Annotated in this window: 16 protein-coding genes and 1 other annotated feature; of the genes, 5 read left to right on the top strand and 11 right to left on the bottom strand. The window is 37.3% G+C overall.

Going from position 1 to position 23,610, the window contains the following annotated elements:
• Nucleotides 1–28: 28 nt before the first annotated feature.
• Nucleotides 29–3,724: a glycoside hydrolase family 2 gene (locus B096_RS10140; protein ID WP_018579117.1), complete on the bottom strand. Its 3,696-nt coding sequence runs from the start codon at nt 3,722–3,724 to the stop codon at nt 29–31.
• 328 nt (nt 3,725–4,052) lie between these two features.
• On the opposite strand from B096_RS10140, the gene B096_RS0102020 reads away from it, so the two are divergent.
• Nucleotides 4,053–4,712 carry a peptidylprolyl isomerase gene (locus tag B096_RS0102020; protein WP_018579116.1) on the top strand — a complete coding sequence of 220 codons (660 nt, stop codon included), beginning with the start codon at nt 4,053–4,055 and terminating at the stop codon, nt 4,710–4,712.
• Nucleotides 4,713–4,924: 212 nt separating this feature from the next.
• Here B096_RS0102020 and B096_RS09495 read toward each other — a convergent pair whose 3' ends face one another.
• The 6 genes from B096_RS09495 to pip form a co-directional block, all read right to left on the bottom strand.
• Nucleotides 4,925–6,670, bottom strand: a complete 1,746-nt coding sequence (locus B096_RS09495; RefSeq protein WP_018579115.1) for a C69 family dipeptidase — start codon at nt 6,668–6,670, stop codon at nt 4,925–4,927.
• Between the two features lie 205 nt (nt 6,671–6,875).
• Entirely contained in the window at nt 6,876–8,255 is a 1,380-nt protein-coding gene (locus B096_RS0102010; protein ID WP_018579114.1) for a dicarboxylate/amino acid:cation symporter, read from the bottom strand.
• Between the two features lie 645 nt (nt 8,256–8,900).
• Nucleotides 8,901–9,377, bottom strand: a complete 477-nt coding sequence (locus tag B096_RS0102005) for a MepB family protein (protein ID WP_018579113.1) — start codon at nt 9,375–9,377, stop codon at nt 8,901–8,903.
• A 39-nt stretch (nt 9,378–9,416) separates the two neighbouring features.
• The gene (locus B096_RS0102000; protein WP_018579112.1) at nt 9,417–9,665 is read right to left on the bottom strand and encodes a hypothetical protein; all 249 of its coding nucleotides are present in this window, start codon (nt 9,663–9,665) and stop codon (nt 9,417–9,419) included.
• Between the two features lie 78 nt (nt 9,666–9,743).
• Nucleotides 9,744–10,592 (bottom strand): Cof-type HAD-IIB family hydrolase, encoded by an 849-nt coding sequence (locus tag B096_RS0101995; RefSeq protein WP_018579111.1) that lies wholly within the window; start codon nt 10,590–10,592, stop codon nt 9,744–9,746.
• Nucleotides 10,593–10,610: 18 nt separating this feature from the next.
• Complete coding sequence (gene pip, locus B096_RS0101990; protein WP_018579110.1) at nt 10,611–11,525, bottom strand: prolyl aminopeptidase; 915 nt, start codon at nt 11,523–11,525, stop codon at nt 10,611–10,613.
• Nucleotides 11,526–11,644: 119 nt separating this feature from the next.
• Here pip and B096_RS10135 point away from each other — a divergent pair, with 119 nt between their 5' ends.
• Both B096_RS10135 and B096_RS10130 read left to right on the top strand, forming a co-directional pair.
• Nucleotides 11,645–12,160 carry a LicD family protein gene (locus B096_RS10135; protein WP_018579109.1) on the top strand — a complete coding sequence of 172 codons (516 nt, stop codon included), beginning with the start codon at nt 11,645–11,647 and terminating at the stop codon, nt 12,158–12,160.
• Nucleotides 12,161–12,220: 60 nt separating this feature from the next.
• Nucleotides 12,221–12,475 carry a hypothetical protein gene (locus B096_RS10130; protein WP_018579108.1) on the top strand — a complete coding sequence of 85 codons (255 nt, stop codon included), beginning with the start codon at nt 12,221–12,223 and terminating at the stop codon, nt 12,473–12,475.
• A gap of 73 nt (nt 12,476–12,548) precedes the next feature.
• Here B096_RS10130 and B096_RS0101980 read toward each other — a convergent pair whose 3' ends face one another.
• Nucleotides 12,549–13,739, bottom strand: a complete 1,191-nt coding sequence (locus B096_RS0101980; RefSeq protein WP_018579107.1) for a coenzyme F420-0:L-glutamate ligase — start codon at nt 13,737–13,739, stop codon at nt 12,549–12,551.
• 165 nt (nt 13,740–13,904) lie between these two features.
• Here B096_RS0101980 and B096_RS0101975 point away from each other — a divergent pair, with 165 nt between their 5' ends.
• Nucleotides 13,905–14,504 (top strand): nuclease-related domain-containing protein, encoded by a 600-nt coding sequence (locus B096_RS0101975; protein ID WP_244264558.1) that lies wholly within the window; start codon nt 13,905–13,907, stop codon nt 14,502–14,504.
• Nucleotides 14,505–14,513: 9 nt separating this feature from the next.
• Here the strand turns inward: B096_RS0101975 and B096_RS10210 are convergent, their stop codons facing one another.
• Complete coding sequence (locus B096_RS10210; protein WP_018579105.1) at nt 14,514–16,517, bottom strand: hypothetical protein; 2,004 nt, start codon at nt 16,515–16,517, stop codon at nt 14,514–14,516.
• Between the two features lie 395 nt (nt 16,518–16,912).
• On the opposite strand from B096_RS10210, the gene B096_RS0101965 reads away from it, so the two are divergent.
• Entirely contained in the window at nt 16,913–17,269 is a 357-nt protein-coding gene (locus tag B096_RS0101965; RefSeq protein ID WP_018579104.1) for a DUF2513 domain-containing protein, read from the top strand.
• 30 nt (nt 17,270–17,299) lie between these two features.
• On the opposite strand, the gene brnQ is transcribed toward B096_RS0101965, so the two are convergent.
• Both brnQ and B096_RS0101955 read right to left on the bottom strand, forming a co-directional pair.
• A complete protein-coding gene (brnQ, locus tag B096_RS0101960; protein ID WP_018579103.1) occupies nt 17,300–18,595 on the bottom strand; it encodes a branched-chain amino acid transport system II carrier protein in 1,296 nt (431 codons plus the stop codon).
• An 83-nt stretch (nt 18,596–18,678) separates the two neighbouring features.
• Nucleotides 18,679–18,913 (bottom strand) — a binding site (T-box leader).
• A 54-nt stretch (nt 18,914–18,967) separates the two neighbouring features.
• Complete coding sequence (locus tag B096_RS0101955; RefSeq protein WP_018579102.1) at nt 18,968–23,584, bottom strand: polysaccharide lyase family 8 super-sandwich domain-containing protein; 4,617 nt, start codon at nt 23,582–23,584, stop codon at nt 18,968–18,970.
• Nucleotides 23,585–23,610 lie beyond the last annotated feature (26 nt).

Genomic DNA, 23,610 nt, shown 5'->3' with positions numbered 1-23,610 from the left:
GGGAACACCTTTTAATATTGGTAAAGTTTTACCAAAAAGGTACCGTCACGACATAAGCTTTTTGATCACCTTTAAATTGTTCTAAGTCAACATCATCTAATTTAATGGCATCTAAAGTTGCCGTTTGGTTTGCCTCTGTCTTAAAGGTATCTCCGATTACTTTTAATTCCGATAGTCCCATTGGTCTTGGCGTATTACCATTCATCTGTGCCTCCATTGTCAAACGAATGAATTTCGCTTCATGGGCATCAAAGGTAATCGGTACTTCCGTTTTCACATCACTTTGAGCCACTTTAAATTGATGCGTCTTACTTTGGTTTGATACTGGCGTAAAGTTAATACCATCCATACTGGTCTCAATCATCAATGATTCTGGTAACTTGGTCGCATTATCAGTAAAGAAGTGGACTCCAATTCGATGCATGCGCTCTACTTTCTCAAATTCAAGCATTACCCATTCCTGTTTTTTATCACCATTATTATTAACCCAGTTTGTCCAACGATTTCCAAAATCAATCACACCATCATTAATCCGTTCAATGCGATCTCCGCCAGTCATGTAAGAACTGGTTGCTTTTGGATACGTGTCTTGCGGACGACGGATTGCAATATTCTCTTGAACCGCAACTCTGTCCAAGACGGTGATGTGTGCATAGATTTCATAATCTTGACCACTCGCATGTACTCGTCCATGGAGATCGATCACGCCCGCTTTGGCAACCATCGCCTCAGTAATCGGTTCCCAAGTCACCGGTAGGTTCACTTCAGCTCCATTTGAATAGAAAGCACTTATCGTTGCTGGTAATTCAGGAATGATATTTATTGGAGTTGCGAGAATCGGCTCAATCAAATCTGTAATCATTCGAACCATAATCATGGCTTGAACGGTTTTTTCGGATCCTTGAACATGCCCTTTCACAGCAAACTTCCCGGGCTGCGCTAAAAGTGCCGCATCAATCGCTTCCCATTGAACTTCCGTCGGTCTCATGGAACCATCAGAATAAATTGCATTGACCGTAACGGGTAATTGCGGTTGAACATGAGTTTCTGTAAAGACCGAAACATCATCAAAACCTAAAATCGTCGGGTCATCAGGTGCTGTATCAATTGCGTACACCTCTGTTCGACCCTCTGATAAGTTTTCAGCTTTAGCATGCAATTTAAAAGATCCTGGTAGACCATCAGATTTCACAATAACTAAGGCTTTACCATTAAATGCCTTTCGTTGCCATGATCCATCATGTTGGGCTTTATACCGTTCATTACTTGCTGGATCACCATTATCAACACCCACGATTTCACCATTACCTTCTAGGGTGAAGGTGATATTATTTTGAGCATCTGGGTTCATCACTCCATTTTCATCCACAATATTTGCATGAATGTAAGCGAGATGATCTCGTCCATTACGAATAACACGTTGTTCTGGCACTAATGCAACTGCTGCAGACCCATTTGAGGTCTGTACTACATCTTCTGCAATCACATTACCGGCATCGTCCTTTGCCACCGCTTTCAAAGTTCCTGGTTTAAAAGCGAGACGCCATTCTAAATAAAGCTCTTTAGCGTTGGCTCCTTCTTGATAAGGACGTCCATAAGCAGTTGTTTTCTTCACAAACGCTTTTTCGCCTAAGGATTGATCATCCAAAAATAATTCGACTTTGGAGGCATTGGAGAAAATTCGAACAGGAATTTTTCCATCACGTGTTCTCATATTATAATCTAACAATGCTTCTTTTTCCCAATTCCAATGCGGTAGAATATGAACCATTGGATCTGTTTCGACATCCTTCCATTGACTCTGGTAAAGATAGAAATCATTTTTAGGGAATCCAGCCGTATCGATAATCCCAAAATACGAAGATTTGGGTGGTGTTTGATTTTGATTGTGCCATGGTGTTGGCTCTCCAATATAATCAAATCCAGTCCATATAAATTGTCCTGCATAACCTTTTTCATCTCGATCTGGAATCCATGAATTGGTTGCAGTCTTACCCCAACTTACATGATCGTTCCCATAATCAGACTGTTGGTATTTCCGCTGTGAACTATTGTCATGGGGTCTTAGTTCATCGGGAAAGGCATAGACACCACGACTTCGCGTAGCCGATGAGGTTTCCGATCCATAAATTAACCAGTCAGGATGATTAGCGCGGATTTTTTTATATGAATCTTCAGCATAGTTGATTCCTACTGCATCAACTTCCGCACTCACACGTTCATGCCCACCTGTTGGCGCCCAACGATACACATCTTGTCCCATCGTCGTATACCGTGTCTTATCGACTTCTTTTGTCCAACGATTGAGATTACGAATCGTTTGGACTGCTTTCGCATCGCCACTGTTTGATTCACCAATTTCATTACCAAGAGACCACATAATCACAGCTGGTGAGTTTTTTCCACGAGCAACCATACGTTTTAAATCGTACTCTGCCCATGTTTGTCCTTTAAGGGCTTCAGGATGTGTAGCCTCTTTTTCAAAAAAACGACCGTAATCAAAAGGTTTTTTACCACCATACCAAGTATCGAAAGCCTCATCAATAATCATCAATCCTAAATCTTCAGCAATTGCCAATAATTTATCATCCGCAGGATTATGAGTTATACGGACCGAATTTACACCCATATCCTTTAAGATTTCCATTTGACGGCGCATCGCATCATAGTTTGCGACGGAACCCAACGCCCCTTGATCATGGTGCATTGAAACACCGTAGAACTTAACATCCTTACCATTTAATGAAAAGCCACCATTCGGTGTCCAATTCATAAAGCGATATCCAAATCGTTCTAGGGTTTCATCAACGATTTGATTATTTTTATAAACTTGTGTTTTTAAACGGTAAGTTACGGGCGTATCCAAATCCCATAACGTAGGATTTGATACCATAACGTGAGTTTCAAATGTTTCTTCTAAACCTGGTTGTACCGTAACCACATCCGAAACGCTACTTCCCATGGAAGTACCATCTACAGTTAAGACTTCTGTTTTAACTTTAAGTGTTTCGGCTACATTTGATTTATTCAAAACCGTTGTTTTAACCTGAGTTGTAACTTCACCACCAACTTCTTTATCGACCGTTGGCGTCAAGATCGTGGTCCCATATTCTTTCACCGATACATTATCCGTAAAGGTTAAAGAAACATCACGATAAATTCCACTCCCTGAATACCAACGACTGCTGGGTTGTTTGTTTACTACTTTAACTGCAATCGTATTGATTCCTTCTTGATTTAAGAAAGGAGTAATATCATATGAAAATGGAGTATACCCATTTGGATAATTTCCTACCACTTTACCATTAACATAGACTGTTGAGTCCATATAGACACCTGCAAAATTAATTCTTACATTTTTGTCTAAACGCTTATCAAATCTAAATGATTTACGATACCACCCAACACCACCGTTTAATAAACCACCCTCATTTTGTGCCGGTGAATTATGATCAAAATCAAAAAAGATTGACCAATCATGAGGTAACGAAAGAGCTTGCCAGTCGGCATCATCATAATCTACTTCTGATGGCGCACCTTGTCCTGAAACATTTAACTTAAACTTCCAATCATCATTAAAATCGATATTACGAGCATCTGTTTTAGTCACAACAGGTTCCACTACAGCAGCATGGATTGGCGTCTTTTCAACAAATATACTTGAACAAGTCACAGCTACCACCACCCCCATAATTTTAACTGCTTTTCTAAATGACGAATTCATACACTTCCTCCTATTTAGTAAAAACAAGTAAATATTGAATATCTTTGTTCGATATCTCTACCAAAGATATTTCTTGTGCATTTCATATTGTTAGCGCTTACGTGACCATTATTGCGTTTGCTCGCACGGTTGTCAAGTGTAAACGTTAACATTTTTTGAGTAAAATATTGGTAAAGTTTACTTAATATAGTTTCGATTATCCTACACCAACCGGGTCTCTACGTTATTTTTAGAATGTTATACCTCATTATGAGTGGTGTAGTCGTACATTTACGGCCAAACCTTTTCTCTTAAAAACATGGTATAATTAAGAAAAATTGGAGGCTATATGAAAAAAACACATTCACTTATTGTACTCATGCTCGTAGGACTTGCCTTACTTGTGGGTTGTTCACAAAAAAAAGAGGATCCTAAGCCTGATCCCTCATCCCAAACACCCGCAGATACGCAGTCCTTTTCAAAAGAATCAAATCCGATTGTTTCCATCGAAATGGAAAACGGAGATCTGATTCAAATCGAACTTTACCCCGATATTGCGCCAAACACGGTAAATAATTTTATTAAACTGATTAATGAATCATTTTATGATGGGCTTATTTTTCATCGCGTAATCCCTGGATTCATGATTCAAGGTGGTGATCCAAATGGCACCGGAACGGGTGGACCCGGTTATAGTATTAAAGGTGAATTTTCACAGAACAAGTTTGATAATCCTTTAAAACATACGCGTGGTGTGATTTCGATGGCCCGCAGTAAAGGACCGGATACCGCAGGTTCCCAATTCTTTATTGTGACTGAAGATGCACCACACCTCGACGGCAGTTATGCCGGCTTTGGTAAAGTTGTTGAAGGAATGGATGCCGTCGATCGTATTGTAAATGTTGAGCGTAATCAAGATGATCGCCCTATCGATGGACAAGAACAAGTAATCAAACATATTACAGTTGATACAAAAGGGCAAACTTATACCAATCCAACCCAAAACTAAAAAAAAGAATCTAAAGATTCTTTTTTTTATAACGCCAACTCAATTCGGTTTATCACTCAAATCTGTTCTCATGCGGGATATCGCTTCATTATCCGTTATAAATTAATCACATTCAGATAGAAAAGGTCAGCTAATAAAAACCGATGATCTTACCTGTTTTTGCCATTTTCAATTTAAAATTCGAGTTAAAAAAAAGAGGTATTTACCTCTTTTTAATTTTCTTTTTTATAGGATTTCGCAACAATCACGATACCAACTACAGCTACCACAAAGGCACCATAGAGCATCACATTTGATGATGAGACACCAGTCTTCGGCAAGGTTTCACTACCTTGTTTTTTATCAACCGTTACGGAGTTATTATCACCGTTAACGTTGGGTTCATCAACCTTTGGTTCATCGACTTTAGGTTCATCAACCTTTGGTTCATCGACTTTAGGTTCATCAACCTTTGGTTCATCGACTTTAGGTTCATCAACCTTTGGTTCGTCAACTTTAGGTTCATTCCCTTTAAGTTTTTGATCAACAGCTTTTAATTGTTTAAATGCCGCATCCGCAACGTTAATCGTATGCGTTTGGTAGTCAACACCACCCGAACGTGTGAGCAGTTGCAATTCTAATGCAAGTTGATCTTTAATTAATTGATCTTCCAATTCAATCCATTGATTTTGAATTTCTTGGCGTTTTACATCATCCCCAAACACTTGGTGCGCAATTGAATTTGCAGTCCAATACCACGAGTTCTCATCAAATTCAGTACTATTTACTTTATAAGATTCATGAGTATCCGTAATATTGCCCATGTATGGAATATATGGAGAAACCAGTGGCGATCCTACTGCCAACCACATCACAGCGCCTGCATCTGCAGGTAAATTATCTTTAATTTGAAAGATATGAGCTTCCATGGTATTAATATTACCAATTGGATACTTGCTGCGACCTAAATCTGATTCACTTATAATATTTCCTTTACCATCAAGTTCAATTTCATCCGATGGAAGATATTCTGTTCCCTCGAGACGATTTCGTTGGAAACGCATAACATCTTTAAGTCCTACTTTACCATCCATGGATTGTAAGAGTTCAAATGTATCATCGTCATAAGCTACCGAACTGTTAGGATTAATTGCTTTAATACCGGACCATGCGCGTGAACGATTGCTTTCACGCATTTGGATTGGATTATACGAATTCGCAATATGAAATTTTCCGTCTTGCTCTTGATAACGTCCAGCATCGATCGCAGTCTTTTTAAGATTCGTTGACTGAATCACATCACCAGGATCCATATCTTCAATAACCCCAAGATAAAATGCATTTGGGAACACTCCAAATTTATCATCCGGGAATTTGATTGCTGCATACTGGTGTCCCGAAAGAATTTCCATATACCATACTTCATCTTGATCTGCCAAGACAATAATATTTCCTTCGCCCGAACCCTTTTCATCCACGACTTTCGCAATCATCTCAACACCTTCACGTGCAGTTTTGATACGCGGTAAAATTAAACTGGTAATCGCAGCTTCCGTAATACCATCTGCTACGTAAGGATCGACCGTTTTATATGCCGAATCATAGTTCGCTGAAACGGTAGCCGTCATGACAACCCCATTTTCATTAATTCCAGCGGCATCAAACATCCCTTCATCCGGTGTAACATCCGGAATCGCAGTGTATTTGTAATTGAATTCGCTTTGAGGGTATGTAAATCCATTGGATGGATCTACAAATGGAATGGTATTATCAATCATTCGATCCCCTATATTCTTAACAACAAATGTCTTATTATGGTTTAATTCAAGGTCCTCAGTACGACCGATAATCACTGAACCATCTTCAGTCAAATCTTTCCCTACAATAATTCCAGTACATGCAAAGGTACTCGTAATGGTTAAGCTTATACCAACAACAGTCATCAAACCTGTTAATGCCATTTTTTTAATTTTATTCATCAAATATTCCTCCATTCTGAAAAAATGTACACTAAATCGATTTCTAAACGTGCTCTAAGCCTCCTCCTTTATCTCTATAAAAATATTATCACAAAAGATCAGTTTAAAAAGGAACTCGCGAAAACTGGGCAATCATGTAACATATTTTATTCATTTTTAATTAATTAAAAAAAACGATATACCTTGAAGTATATCGTTTTTTCGATTAAGATTCTACAAAAATATTATCTTCTGATTGGACTTCTGGCGTAAGTGTATGGTACATTACTGTATCGAATTGATTCAGTTCATGCGCAACACATACAGCACTCACTCCATCATCAACAACATTTATTGCGGTGACCAGCATTTCTACGGGACGATTAATAGCAAGAATAAAGCTATAAGCTGCGAGCGCATACTGATTTGTGTAACCCATTCCCGTTAAGATTGTAAAGAGAAGAATCGCGCCAGATCCCGGTGCCGCCGGCGTACTAATGGAACCAATGATTGTGAGAAGAATAATTGAAACTAATTCAACGATGCCAACATGATACCCCGCTACGGAAGCGACAAAGAGTGTTGCGATAATTTGCATAACGGCGGTTCCCGTCATATTGATTGTAGATGCGAGGGGCACAATAAAGGACGCGACCCCTTCGTCCACGCCCAGTTCATTCATAACCGTTTCCTGCGTTAAGGGAAGTGTTGCAGCTGAAGATGAGGTTGAAAAGCCAAATACAGCAACTTTATACATCTTCTTAATAAACGGTAGCGGTGATAAACCTGTCTTGACAGTGATAAAAATGGGGAAGACCACAAACCCAAGAATCAATAAGGTGATCGAAGTCAAAACCATGTAAACTAATGCGGGTTGCAAATAATCTGTGCCATAGGAAGCCAACGTTCTTACTAGAAGACAGAAAATTGCGACCGGTCCAAACTTCATGATGACAACATCTAATAATTTCATTGACAGCAAATAGACTTCATCAATCAACTTGGGTAGAGCTTGAAGTTGCTGACCCAATTGCTGGGACATAACGCCTACAATCAGTGCAAGAACCACCACTGCGATGATATTTGAATTACTGCTTAATGTTCCGAGTGCATTATTATTAAAAGCATTTAAAATCATGGCCAGCGGATTAGTTTGATTAACAACGCCTTCCGTAATATCAATAGCACCTAAATTTGCAATTTGGAAGACACCCATTTTATAGGCCGTGAACCCCGCTACACTGGCTAATACTATCGCTAAACCCAATAACTGCATAAAACTCACAAAGCCTTTTCGAGCAAGTTTGTTCAAAACGCGTGTTTCCTGAATTTGTTGGATTGAGCGTACAATTGATGTAAAGATCAGTGGTACCAGTACAAGTTGCAACAAGCGCATAAAAATTTGCCCAATAATAAAGAAAATTCCAATAGCTGAACTGTTTGTCTCCTGCAAGATATCCGCAAACAGTAAATCATTTATCTGTTTCCACACCGTGGTATATCCATTCCCTACTAGCGTTTCTCTCAGAAAGATAAAACCAAGCCCAACGCTTAAACCTAAAATCAACGTCCAAATAATTCTCCGTGTGAAGTTATTCTTCTTCATATTTCCCTCCTATATTTGGTTCTATACGATAAGTTTTCGCAAAAAAAAACTTATTCTGAATCAAATAAGTCCGAAAAGAATATAAATATATACTAAAAAAATATATTTCTACTCCTTATAAACATCTCGTGCTTACTTAAAGGATTCGTATGTAGTTTATCAAAGATTATTCAAAAATTCAATCTCTATATTGTATAAGATTGTGTAATATAAGCGTTAACGCCCAATTTTATATGATTTTGTTTAAAAATCCAGACATATTATCAAGAAAGAAAATGTTCTACGTATCTACTTAATCAATTAATTTTACAAACTACCTCAAGCAATTTCTCCTTTGAAAAATACATTCCAAAAGGACTAGCAACCCATTTGTTCTCAACATCATTTTCAAGATGAATAACTGCGATGATTGTTGCTGTAAAAGGTTCTACTGGTTCAAAAACACCCAGAAGGTTTACATCTTATTCCATTCCATCTCCAGCGAAAACACCATCCGCATATCCATAATTTTACGAGTAAATGATGTCATTAAACTTTGGATGATGACTCACCTAAGGTCTATCAATACGTATTTCAACGGTCTTCTCAATTATATTCCCAAACACAAAGAATTATCTTTCTTCAAAATAAGAACGCGTACTCTCATTAATAATGGTTCATCAAAAATTCTTTTAGATGAGGATCGCGAACACATATAAAATAAGGTTTCATAAGCGTTTGTATACGACGTGCTTGTTTTGCCTCTAATTGACTTTCAGGATGGTATATTCTGAAACCCATTTTTCCGGGTTTTGACTCTGTTTTTAAAATTCCAAGTTGTTCGCACACACTTTGATTAAGCACAAAAAAACCTGGAGCTTTATCATGGGGCACGAAAATCAGGAGCCCATGTTCTAAATCGGTTGCACTGTAGGGTATGTTTACAGCCTCTGAACTATCTTTATGCCATAACGTCACAAAAAAGCCCTGTTTTTTAGGCGTGATTTTGGCTTGCCGATATGTTAGTTGTAATTGCTTATCCAACACAAGATCCATCCCAGAATATGCACGATTAAAACTATCGTTTTTGACAATTTGAACCGTACATCCTTGTGCTGTCAAATATTTGATTCCTTGTTCCATTATAAATCCCCTTCAAATCAAAAGAAGCCCGAAGACTTCTTAATTTTGCATTTCGTATTCAACAATATCTTTTGCGATATCAGTTTTAGTAACGGGCTCATCATTATTAATAATCATGATTTTTTTACCATTCAATGCTTCTTCGCCGTATTTATCTTTAAGATAATTCATTGCTTCGCGTTCTTTCACTTTATCTTGAATAACGTCTTTTTCGATAATTTTTTTAACAACTAAACCAACACCCATAACGGCTGCAGCTCCGACTGCTACTTTGAATAATTTTTTCATAATATAACCCTCCTTATTAATAACATTATAACATGCACCCACTTTAATAGCATTAATTATCATAATACTCTCACAAAGCTAGTCGAGTAAATGTTGAGCAATATATTCCGCTACTCCATTCTCATCATTTGTTAAAGTAATGACATCGGCAACAATTTTTAATGAATTTCGTGCATTTTCCATCGCAACTCCAATTCCGGCCGATTGAATCATAGTTAGATCATTATCACTGTCTCCAAAACATAGCACTTCACTCGGTGCAATACCACGTCGACTTGCATATTCCAAAATCGCTGCACCCTTATTAATCCGCTTCGGCATAATTTCAGCCCAACCCGGTGCAACCATCAGTAAATCATGATCGCCGTCCATTTCTTGTGCGATGCGTTCTTTAATCAACTCGGTGTAATCAGCATTTTGAATATAAACAATTTTAAGAATTGAATCATTTCGATCAAACCGATCGCAAATATCCGTCAAACGGTCAATTCGTGAAATCTTCGCCCCATCACTAAAGAAACGCAAACGATCCTCATCTTCTCCAAACACGAAATCTTTTTCTGATTTTTCATCCATTTGAAAATAAATTGTATCTTCATAACAGTAAAGAATCCCCATAAAGTATTTCATTCCTAGCTCTTCCATGCGTTCACAGGCTTCATAACTCATTGGTGCTTGCAGCGCATGATACTTCCGGCTCGGATGCTCTACACGCATTCCATTTAAGGATACGATTGGAATTGCCTGTGGATCTAAATGTAATTCTTCCGCAATTGCAACAGCACTCTCGTAATTTCTACCTGTTGCGAGCATAAATTCATATCCTTGTGCTCGAGCCTGATGAATTACTTCGCGTGTACGGTCGGAAATTACGTGTTCCGAATTCAGTAAGGTACCATCAATATCACTTGCAATTAATTTAATCATATGTTCTCCTTTATGTTTTTATTGTTCAAGTCTTTTCATAATATCTGCCAATATTGAAAACATGGGTTCATCAAAGGGACTGTGTCCACTTTCTTCAGCAATACAGAATTGAACATTCCCAAGATTTTCAGCCAATTCAAATGCAGCACTTGGTCGGCAATCAACATCATAACGACCATGCACAATTTGTGTAGGAATGTTTTGAATGCGTTCAATATGATTAAGAATATAATTATCATCTTCCCAAAACATATTATTCGCAAAAAAATGACACTCAAGCGTCGCAAGACTAATATCAAAATCCGTTACAAAAGCATCCTTAAGATGCTTATTCGGAATAATATGAACCAATGAACCTTCCCAATCTGCCCAAGCTTTAGCGGCTTCTCGTTTTAAACCTTCATCTGCTCCGGTGAATATTCGATAATAAGCTTTAACCAGATCATCTCTTTCTTCGTTGGGAATCACAGCCTTAAAAGACTCGTGCTCTTCGGGGTAAAAATAGGATGCTCCTTCTTGGTAGAGCCAATCAATATCGCATTGTCTTCCTAAGAAAATCCCTCGCAAAACCAATTGGGATACACGTTGTGGATGCTTGATCGCATAAAGCAATGCTAAGGTCGACCCATAGCTTCCGCCGAACACCGTCCATGTATCAATTTGATAATGCTTACGGATAAGTTCTATGTCTGAAACTCCATCAGCGGGGGTATTGTTTACAAGCGTTGCGAAGGGCTGTGACTGCCCACAGCCTCTTTGGTCAAATGCAATCACAAACCATTTTGATAAATCAAAAAACGCAAAAGATTTCTCAGAGATACAACCTCCTGGTCCTCCATGAAGAAAGATAACAGCAGGATTATTCGCATCACCACGTGTGTAAACTGCCAAAGACTGTCCGTCCTCGGTCATTAATCGATGTGTAATTTCCATTTCAAACCTCATTTTCTTTTTTACTATTATATCATGATTTTAGAATTGTCCATAAAACTTAATTCAAACGCATAAATCGCTATTATTAGTATGATATAAAATTGAAAAGGGGTCTACGTATGAATGAATTACAACGTGACGATTATAATATATTAGTTTGGGTTAAAGAATTTTGCGATCGAGAGAATATTAATTATTTTCTCTATGCCGGAACATTGCTCGGTGCAATTCGCCATCAAGGGTTTATTCCTTGGGATGATGATGTAGATATCGCTATGGAACGAGAAGCATTTGAGCGTTTTGATTCATTAATGGCTCAAGAATTAAAAGACCAAAAGCCTTACCGTTATCAAAGCCGGATTCTTGACAAATATTTAGCCTTCGAATTTTCAAAGGTTCGATCTAACGCTTTAAAGATAAAAGAAACTGTATCCAAAACTCAAAAAGGATACGAAGGATCATGGGTTGACATTTTTCCTCTAGACCGCGTTCCAAATGATGAAACATTACGACGTGCTCAGTTTGAAAAAGTAAATCGCTACACGCGCCTACTTCGAGTCTTTTTGCTTGTACAAGAGACCGATTCAGATAAAGGACTAAAACTCGTATTGAAAAAAAACAATGAAATTTCTTAATGAAAAGTTATACCGTATCAATATTTTTAACACATACTCTTTAAAAAACGTTATAAAGCAATGACACAATATAATCATACGGATACAAAGTTTATTGGTGATTTGTGTTACTTATATTTTGAAAATTATGATCAATTCAATACATCACTTGTTGAGCGAGACTTAATTCGAAATCCTATTGAAGCAAAGTTTCAAGACCATAGTTTTAAAATACCAACAGATTCTGATGCCGTTTTGACGCGTTCATTTGGAGATTATATGCAACTTCCAAGTGAAGAAGATCGTAAAAAACACCGCATTGAACACTGCGATTAATAAATTACACTAAAAAGAGTACCCATCATTTCAATCATTTGAAATTGAGGGTACTCTTTTTTCTATTTAATAATTAATCTGCAAAGTTATCGAAATACCCTTGAACAAATACAATCGGTGTTCCTTTATCGCCAGAACCACTTGTTAGATCACAGAGTGAACCAATGAGATCGACCAAGCGGCGTGGTGTAGTACCTTGCGCTGCCATATTACCAACAAGATTATCGTCCTTGTCTTTAATATGTGTTTCAATTGCTTTTTTCAGTGCTTCCCCTTGCAAATCTTTAAAGTCATTATCTGCAAGATATTTAAGTTTTAATTCATTGGGTGTACCAACAAGACCTTTAGTATAAGCGGGAGAAACTGTAGGATCCGCTAATTCCCAAATTTTACCAATGGGATCTTTAAACGCACCATCACCGTAGACCATCACTTCAACATGTTTTGATGTTGCTTCTAGAATTCGATTTTGAATATCTTCAACAAGATCAGTGCATTCACGTGGGAATAGTTTTACAGAATCTTCGGTCGATTTATTAGAACCAAGTAAACCATAACGCTCATTATAACCACTGCCATCCACACTTTCGGTTAGAATATCATCAAGACCACAAACAATGTTAGCACCACTTTCACGCAATATACGCTTTGTGCGAGGGTTGGTGTGAATATCACAAGCCAAAACCTTATCGGTATAATCTAAGATTGTGCGTGGATTGTTTGAGAACACAATTTCTACCTCTGCACCTGCTTCTTGGATAATACTTGCATAATAAGCGACATAATCGATTCCTGTAAATGGATGCTTATTTTCACCAAACAAACTGCGATATTGCTCAAGGTTTAGAACATCACTATACGGATTAATACCTGATGCATCGAGTTGATCCAAACTAACAAGTTCATTTCCCACCTCATCTGACGGGTAACTTAACATAAGGACAACCTTGTCAACACCTTTAGCGATACCACGTAAACAAATTGAAAAGCGGTTTCTTGACAGAATCGGGAAAATAACACCTACCGTTCCGCCACCCATTTTTTTATTCACATCTTTCGCAATAGCGTCCACGGAAACATAGTTTCCTTGTGCACGAGCTACAATAGACTCCGTTAGCGCAATAATATCACGATCTCGAATATCAAAATTTTCACTCTTTCCAGCTTCCAATATACTTTCTGTAACGATTTGAGCTAAATCATCACCTTCACGAATGATCGGACAACGAACACCTCTTGAAACAGTACCAATTTTTCTTTCCATATATAACATCCTTTTTTTTATAAAACACTGAAAGCCTCGTATAGAAGCAATCCATAAATGATTCTACCACATTTCATTGAAAATTTAAATAAAAAACTTAAAAAATGAGTATCCCTTTAACATCTGTTTATGCTATGATAACACTAAAACAATTTAAGAGGTGAAATGATGAAGTCGCTCCGCTATATACATTATCGAAAAAAAACACGACAGAAAAAATCCCGAAATGCAGGTGAACAATTCGAACTCAAAGTTTTTGAAAACTTATCTAAGCAAGCGAAATCTTATGTCTATCATAGTACCTATATACCGATTCACCGCAATAATGGTATTACGGAAATCGACATTATTGTCGTCAATCAGTACAGAATTCTATGTTTTGAGGTCAAATATTCAAAGGAACCCCTTATTGGTTTAGAACATGATAAACTGTGGTTCAAACAAGGTACACAGAAATCCATACGAAATCCGTTTATTCAAAATAGTCATCACGTTCGTGCCTTAAGTGATTATTTAAAAGTTTCGGATAAGCATATTATAAATTGTGTCGTTGTAAATAACACTCAACAGTCCTTACCTAATCTTTACACACTCGACACTGTATCTCTGGCTACATCGAACTCACGCACAAAAATATTTACACGTAAAGAACTCAGAAAAATTAACCGTGCCTTGCTTCGTTGTCACCGTTTTAAAATGATTAAAGCATATCGACACAAACGGTATCGTACTCAAATGAAAAAAAAGCATAAAGCTGTGTCTTAAGACACAGCTTTATGCTTTGAGTGAACCATCATGATTCAACTCATACCATGTATTATTTATCTTTTGCCATCCTGTTGCCATCACACCGTTAGATTTTAAATAATACCATTTATGATTGATAAATTTCCAACCGGTTACCATGGCTCCAGAGGATTCCATATAATACCATTTATTGTCAATCTTTTGCCATCCTACAACCATCGATCCCGATGATTTAAAATAGTACCATTGGTTCTTAATCTGCTTCCAACCCGTTGTCATCGCACCCGATGAGTCCAAATAATACCATTTAGCTTGATCTTTAAGCCACCCAGTCAACATCTTTCCGTCAGAATTATGGAAATACCATTTCCCTTTAACTTGATGCCATCCGGTCACCATTTCACAATTGTCGTTAAAGTAATACCATATGTTATTAATTTTTGACCATCGCCCTTGAATGGCACCTTCTTGTGTAAAATAGAACCACTTATTTTGATGTTTAAACCATCCTGTAATCATTCCTTTTGAACTATCAAAGTAATAAGTGCTTTGCCCAATTTTCGAGAGACCTCTTTGGGGTAATCCTTCCTCATTAAAGAATAAACGCTTTCCATCTAGTTGCACCCATTTATTCTTCATGAGTTGACCATCTCTACCGCGATACTGTGATTGCCCTTCTTGACCTTGCCAGCCTATACGGATCATTTCACGTTTTAATACAGGTTTCGCAGGATTCTTAATTTTCTTTTTGGTTTCCTTAATCTGCTCAGGTTTTTTCTCGTTTCGTGGCTGTTTTTGTCCTTCCATTTTTTTGAAATCATTCACAATACGAGTTATCATCAGTTCATTCCGATCTGCCATTGCATCAGTTAATGATTGAATAAACTGCACTTTGTCATTTTGGTGAATCCCTTTACTCTTTTGAATTTGTTCAATACTTGTTTGAAAGATTCTATTGAGCGACTCATTTCGTTGATTAAGTGCTATTGCTCTTTTTTTAATTTCATCAAGATCATTAAATGAAGCAATTTCACGTATCCTGTTTGCATACTCTTTTTTCTCTTGTTCATTTAAATGTTTGAGTGTTTCATTGATTTCATGAATTAGAACTTCTTGTTTTTGTCTAACCTTTATCGCATAATCTTCTGCTTCAATAGTATTCATAAGCATTTTAATCTGTTTTATTTTTGCTTCACCTTCTAGTGACTTGATTTGCTTTAAATAAGCATTCCGCTTACTTTTTGATAACGTTTCGATTCCATTTAAAAACACTTCAAATTGTTGATCTTGCTGTTGATCAGCTGAAACTTCTACAGGTTTCGATGGTTTTTCCTCAACCGCTGAATCAATTGGACTCTCTAAATTTTCTTGCCAGGGTTTTCCCCCTTTTTTTACCTGCTGCGCTTGAATTGTATTAAAATACGGTGTTACTTCTCCCGAAAGATCTTTTCCTTCAAGCCAGATTCGCATAAGTTCGTCTTCATAATACATTCTTGAGTCTCTATCAATGCGATCAAATGCTCGAATCGCATCAATATATGCGCTTACTTTTTCTGCATCTTGATACAGTTTGCGATCTAATTCGTCTGCTTCTTTTTTTATTTGATTCAAATCTTCATCATGTACTGTAATTCTGAATTCTTCAACGAAGCTTCTTTTTTGCTCTTCCGTCAACATATTTTTAGTATCAATAAACTCTTCAAAATCTTCTATTTTTCGTGCTCTTTTCTTTCGTGCAACACTTTCTTCTACAATCTTCTTAATCTGTTGAATCTTTGCTTTGCGTTGATGCTCAGGTGTGCGTTCAATTTGCTTGATATATTTTTCAACAGTTTTTAGATGTCGATGCATATCTACCCTTGGATCTTCGATATCTTCCAATGAAATCAAGTAAGCTTTCAATTGAATCAAAGTTCGATCTTTTAAGAGGTTTCCCTCCGCTTCATCAGCATAAATTGACCGAGATGAATTCCAAATACCAAGAAATAAAATTGTCGTAAAGACTAATATCTTTGCGAGTTTTGTATTCATGATAACTCTCCTTTTCACTAAATCGAACCTAGAATAATTCAGTTTCATTAAAATGTAAAGTAAATATCGTAAATACACCTAACAGTAGTTGGGTCTCTTCATTATGACTATTAAATAGAAGATTTAAAAACATTTTGTATGTTTTCTTAGTTTAAGAAGAGCGCTTACTGGGAGAGAAAATAAAAAGAATACGGTGGTATAAATCGAATTTTTTAATAAGAACAATCATCTTACATAATCAAAAAAAATCAAAATTGGAAAATCACCTTTTCTTATGTGCTATGGTTTCATAATTAACTGAAGTACATAATAAACACCGAGGTAAAGAGAGCATGATAGTTCATGTTTCATTCAACAAACCTTTGGTATAATGATTATAAAAGAAGGAGGGTCTTATGAAACTAAATATCGACTGTGTTCGCGATTTACTTTTAAATTTATCTCAAACTGAAACATCATCCACCTGCGAGGATTTACTGCTCGTAAGCGCAATTCAAAAATATCACAACTCTGAATGTCTGTATCATCTTCAAAAAATGCACCAAGCACATATCGTTACCTTGTCTCAGCCTTTTGATTCCAAAGCCGTAATTGCCTTAACCAATCAAGGTATTGCACTTGCAGAAGCTGTGCGAAATAGAGCACTCTTTGATGAATTTAAAAATGAAATTGAAAAAAAGTATCCCATTTATACTGTTGAAATTTTCGCATATGGCCTTTACGCTTATCGCTCAACACGATATGGATTTTAAAAAGACATGTATCAAATGATACATGTCTTTTTAATGATTTAGATAGGTATATATGTTGAGTAAGATCATTGTTAAAAGCGCTGGGAATACCCAGGCTAACCCCTGCGCATTCAACGGCAACACACTCAACAAGGATATTTTCGTCAAAACATACGTATCCAAAACTGTCAGCAAAGAAATAATAGCGGTAACCGCAATCGTAATTTGATATACATATCGTTTAAGATTGCAAAAAAGTTCTAAAAAACTTAAAACAATTAATACAATCGCGACGGGATAAATAGCTTCCAACAGCGGTACGGAGATTTGTAAAATTTTACTGAGACCGAGATTTGAAGTTACAAAACTCCATAATGATATCACTAAAACCCATGTTTTATATGAGTAAGAACCCTGCATAGCAAAATACTGACTACATGATGTAATCAAACCTACTGAGGTCGTCAAACATGCCAAGCTGAAAATCACCGCTAAAAGAATTAAACCCGTCGGACCAAAAATATGTGTGATAATTTTTGCTAACGTTTGCGCACCATTTTCTGAAACACCGTATAGATTACCACTTAAAGCACCGAGATAAGCAAGACAACCATACACGATCATCAATAGAATCCCGGCGATTAAACCCGTCCAAATCGTATTTTTAACAATCGCAGCATCCTCTTTTATGCCGAGTTCTTTAATAATTAATGAAATAACAAGTCCAAAGTTTAAAGCTGCAATGGTATCCATTGTAAGGTAACCATCGAGAAAACCTTGTGTTAATGGCATCGACTGATAAACATCGACTGCGTTACCAAAACCCTCAAAAGGCTTCAAAAAGCTTCCTACAAAAACAATGAAGATTAGAAGCAATAAGAGCGGTGTCAGTATTTTTCCCATTCGATCTACTAATTTGGTTGGGTTTTTTGAGAGCGTATAAGCTGCCAGAAAAAACAAACTCGTAAAGAGGAGCAAACCAATCTTATGATAAGCCTGAAATGACCTTAAGAAAGGTGCAACGGCCATTTCAAAGGGCAAACTCCCCGCCCTTGGTATTCCAAGTAATGGACCAATTGACAGATAGATTAAAAATGTAAAGATTAAAGCAAACTTGGGATGAGCTTTCGAAGCTAAGGGGTATAATCCCTTAGCTTGAGAAATGGAAATTACCGCAAGAATTGGAAAACAAACTGCCGTAATGTAAAAACCTAATAAGGAAGTTACAAAGCGAGTACCTGAAGCTTCACCTAAAAATGGTGGAAAAATTAAATTACCTGCTCCAAAAAAGAGCGAAAAAAGGGTCAATGAGACTAATAGTATGTGTTTTTTTGATAAATGATTCATTATTACCTCCTGTTAAATACTAATATCACCTTCAATATCTGATTCCATACTGCCTCCTTCACTTCGACAAAAAAACCTCATCCACAAGGGACGAGGTTATCGCGTTACCACCCAAAATTCCATACAATGTATGGCTCTCAAACGTACATTATAATACGTGTTTCTTTTAACGGTGAAAACCCGGTACCACTTACTTTATTCAGTGATACATCTAAGTGATGATTTTCAGCTACACTTTAACGATTGACTCTCAGCATATATATCAATTCTCTGTGCGTTAAATGATGTAACTTACTCGTTCACTATTGTCGATTTATTTTTACTATAATAATCAATCTGTCACTTAATGTCAATATAAACAGGATTCAAAATTTAATTATTACCTTTTTTTCGTGATTCAAACAGAAAGATTAGGCTTAAACCAATCATGACGGTAATAAACCCTCGTATTTCTTCTGCTCTACCGGTAGTTGGTAAAGTATCTGATGTTTCCGATAAAGGCTTGTTAGTACTCTGTTGCTCGTTTGACCCATCAGGCTTGGGTTTAACAGTTCCATGAGTGTTTTGATCCTCTGGTTTTTCTGTTGGTTTTTCTGTTGGCTTCTCTGTTGGTTTTTCCGTTGGTTTTTCCGTTGGTTTTTCGCCCGTTCCCTGTTGGTCAGGATTGGCAATTTTGAGGCTCTGAGTTTGTGATTGACCATCATGAGCTTGTACATCGAAGACTAACGTTTTTGAAGTCATTGCTAAGGTTTGACGCAATGAAGATTTCACATCTACATTCATCTCAATTGAATCGAGCGTTTGCGTTGGATCGCTGGCACTCACTTTCATAACGCCTGTTTTTTGATTATATTCTATAATATATGAACCGGGTTGGAAATCAATACCCTCAATAGGCATTGTTGGCAAGTTCATATCGAGTCGACCTTCTTTAAATACGTTGACGGCAACTACCGCTTGATCACGATCATAAGCCGCATGCATAGTTTCATCATTTTGTAATAGAGTAATGGGATTATCCTGACTCAATTTTTCGGTGTCTTTCTCATTATATTGAGGTAAAATCATCACAGCATAGGTTTCACCCATAACACTTGCACCATGATTTTGACGGATTGAAATATACTCATTTTCATAAGCAATATCATTTCCGAATAGTGTATTAATATCTTGATAAGTTCCATTTCTGTTTTCATACTCAAATGTAATTGGAGCATTCTCTAAAAATACATATCCAATGTTATCTTTATATTGTTTCGATTCATAATGAGCCCAATCATTCAAACTCATATCATTGTGTTCCATCTTTTCCGTCATGAGTCTGCCATTTATTTTGAATTGATCACCTTTACTTGAATCAATGATGCGATTTTCAAAAATTGTTTCGATTGAATCAGGTGAAGTTCCATTTATGTTGCTACCCATTAGTACAATTTTATCATTTAGAATCAAGTAAGATTTCTGAGCCGTTAAATCTTGTTGGTTAAAGTTTGATTTATCTAATTTCATAACCGCGGTACCGTTGGCACCTTGTTCCACACCACCCACAAAATTTTGTGGAGATAGTAAACGTTCACCACTGCTTAAAGCAAGTTCTCGCGTATCTAAAGTAACCCCTGGGAGTCGATACGGATTCACAGTTGGCCAATAACTTACACCAAACTGACGATCATCATGGGTGTACAAGTAATACATGCCATCCCCGGTATACCATCCTTTACCATTTTCACCACTAAAGGACTCAAAGTTTGCTATACGATTTGAATACATACTTAAACCCATCGTATAGTTTTCATGATGCACCGCAACGCGATCCATCGCGGAGAAAATGGAAACTTTTCGGTCAAGTTCAACGGGGTCTTTTTGTGCATCCAATGCACGAGTAATTTGTTCTATATGCTTCATATCACGAATATAGTCTAGTGGGTTTATGGCATTCTTTATTTGTGGATACCAAAGTGCAGTTACACTCTCAACTTTATCTTTAAACAATGAAGGAGCAACTTCACTTACAAACAATAGATTTCCAAGCATACTGAAGCCACCACCATAAGCACTGGACGTTTTCATTAGTTCTGGTGCTCGAGACATACCACGTCCTTGAACCATTGCCATTAATTGCCCTTCATGAAGCATACTGATAAAACCACGCTCTAGAACAGGAAATAAGGTTTCATAAGCAGAGGGATCCAATCGCCATGGGCTCGGTTGTAGAAGTGTTAAAAGACTTGAAACACCTTCAAGATAAACAGAACCATAACCACCGGTATAAGGGATTGTTTTATGCTGAACCATTGATCCATCCGCATAAATTCCATCTTCAGATGATGCAAGTTCAAATAGAGGCAACAAATCCACTTGTAAGCGTTCAAGCTTAGCAACGTCTTCACTTAATAGGGCTGTTCCCAACAAACTCATGGCTAAGTCTGTACGGTTAGCACCGGTCGCGATATCCCCTTTTTTACTCATTTGGTCGACTGCATTGGGAACATAATGTTCCACCACCGTCACAAATTCGAGAAGACGTTCATTCGGTAAAAAGTCCGCGAGTAAGATAAGACTATCCGTAATTGCTTTGGCACTCCCAATTTGATAATCCCACCAGTTCCCCTCGAATACCATTTGATCGCCATTGTAACTGAAAACCTTATAGAGTTGATCCATTCCATCAACGATTTCATCATATACATCTTTGCGTTGATATAGGGATGATTCAGGCATTTGATAAGCAAGAATCACGGCTTTAAGATTACGGAATTGCTTTGTCATATTTGAGGATTTCGTAGCACTGGTATTCTCCCAAAGTGCTTCACGATATTCGTTAGATTTTTTCATGTTTTGATATAAAGATTCTCCCTCACGAATGAGCTTAGCTTTATATTCATCTTTTAAAGGACTTGAAATAGCATCGTCCCCAAGATATCGCTTTTGCCATGCTTGAATCATCGCTTGCATATCCGCATTCTTTCGCGTTGCTTCAACATCAACACGCATGGTTTTGAGTGTCGTGTTTCCAAATAGGATTGTTATTGTCGCACTCCCCATGTTATGAGGTACAAGCAATCCTTCGTCATTGATTGTAAGTACGGTATCATCAGATGAAACAAATGTTAAATCTTTATAATTTGCATGACGTGGTGTCATTTCAAAATCGAGATATTGCATTTGATTTTCATCTAATTTCAGATGATCTGTCTTGGTAGTAATCGCTTGAATCGGTAATGACGTTTCAGGAATTACCGTAACGGTCATCTCATCGTAGATACTTGGATCAAACGCAGATGCAACGCGAATTTTTGCCAATCCCGGTTTTAATCCTACAATTGACCCTTGTTCCACCTGAACCACATCTTCATCACTCGATGACCAATCTAATGTTTTTGCATTAACACTCGTCGGTTCGGTAACCACTGGCAAGAGAATGCGTTGTTGATGGGCAAGGTCGATTGTAGATGTCTGTAGATGAATTGCCGTCGCACTGATTGGTTTTTCATAAATCATCACATCATCGAGGAAGTATGACCCTTTTGTATTTGTCATTCTCATGACGGGTAAGATTTGGGTTGTTTGATCATCAGTTGTGAATGTCGTTTTAAAACGAACCCACTCATCTGATGCTTCAAGCATGTCGGTATGGATGGCACGTGTGAATTTATTGGCAGTATATCCATCAATTTGCACATTAATCCGTGCGTTTTTTTGATTTAAAGTCTCAAGATTTTCTGACTTAAACCATCCCTCAAATACATAATCAGTGTTTGGTTTTACGTCATATCGTTTTTGGGGTTTAAAAAAACTTAACGCGCTTTGCGCATTGCTGGTTAGATTAATTTTTACTGCATAAGAGCCCTCTTTAACATCCGACTTTACCATCTCTGCACTGTAGTGTGAAGCTTCGACATTCGAATTTTTATACCGTTCAAAAACCCAAGCTTCAGGTTTTAAATCGGAATCCCAAAAACCGACATCCTGATGCCAATTTGCGGAATTCGTGTTGCCTTTATTCGGAGCTTTTACCAGTTTCTCAAAACTGCTATTTTCTAAAATGTTCTCTGCGAAAAGATTGGTATCTTTGGGTTTTTGAACATTTACATTCACATTTTTAGTCAATCCACTTTGGGGATCTTGAATCGTAATAATACTTTTTCCTTCTTGAAGTGCGATTACCTTTCCCATTTGATCTACTTTTGCAACGGCCTCATTTTCAGAGGACCATACGAGTCGATCAAGAGGATAATCCCATGGTTCAACAACAGGGTTGATAATCTGTTCATTTCCAGGAGCAAGAGTCATTTCATCTTGGACAACATCCAACTGCGTCAGTTGAAGATCGGCAGCAATAACTTTTTCTTTCAACGAAAGATTTTTAATTGCATACGATCCTTTTATGTATGAAAATTTAAATACTGGAAGTAATTCCGTCGCCGCATCCAATTGGAATTCATACTCGAAATCAGTCCAAGTCGCAGCTTCTTGTAATTCATACTCAATCGCAGGTTTAATTACCTTTCCTTGATCATATTGATCAAGACTTAAACTGATGGAAGCAGGCTTACCATTAGCCACAATCTTGAAATCTGTTTGATAAGTTCCTTTTAATACATACGTCGTCTTAGGTTTCACCTTAATCCGTGTCTCTGGTTTTAAAAACGACATTGGCGTCTTGTATTGACTGTCTGAAGATAACGTAACCGTACCTTGATTTAACACGGCATGATATTGATCACGAGGTAATTGGGATTTTTGGTAACGTTCAAAAATCCATCCTTTCGGTTTGATATCGTTTTCCCAAAATCCGATATCTTGGTGTGCATCAAGATTTGTAGCATCTAAAGGCACAACATTTTCTGTCGCCGTAAAATCAGCATTAACAAAGTACTCATCTGCTGCAGTAGTTTGCGCAGCATCTAAAGCTTCTATACGTTGTTGTGTGGGAAACAACGTAACGGTTAAAAGCAAAGTGAGTAAAAACATAACTAGTTTTCTCATACATGTAACCTCTTTCTTTTCCAACG

The sequence above is a fragment of the Erysipelothrix tonsillarum DSM 14972 genome, from assembly GCF_000373785.1.
GTDB lineage: Bacteria > Bacillota_I > Bacilli_A > Erysipelotrichales > Erysipelotrichaceae > Erysipelothrix > Erysipelothrix tonsillarum.
The sequence above is the reverse complement of the archived record's forward strand: the minus strand, read 5'-3'. Positions and strand labels throughout refer to the sequence as shown.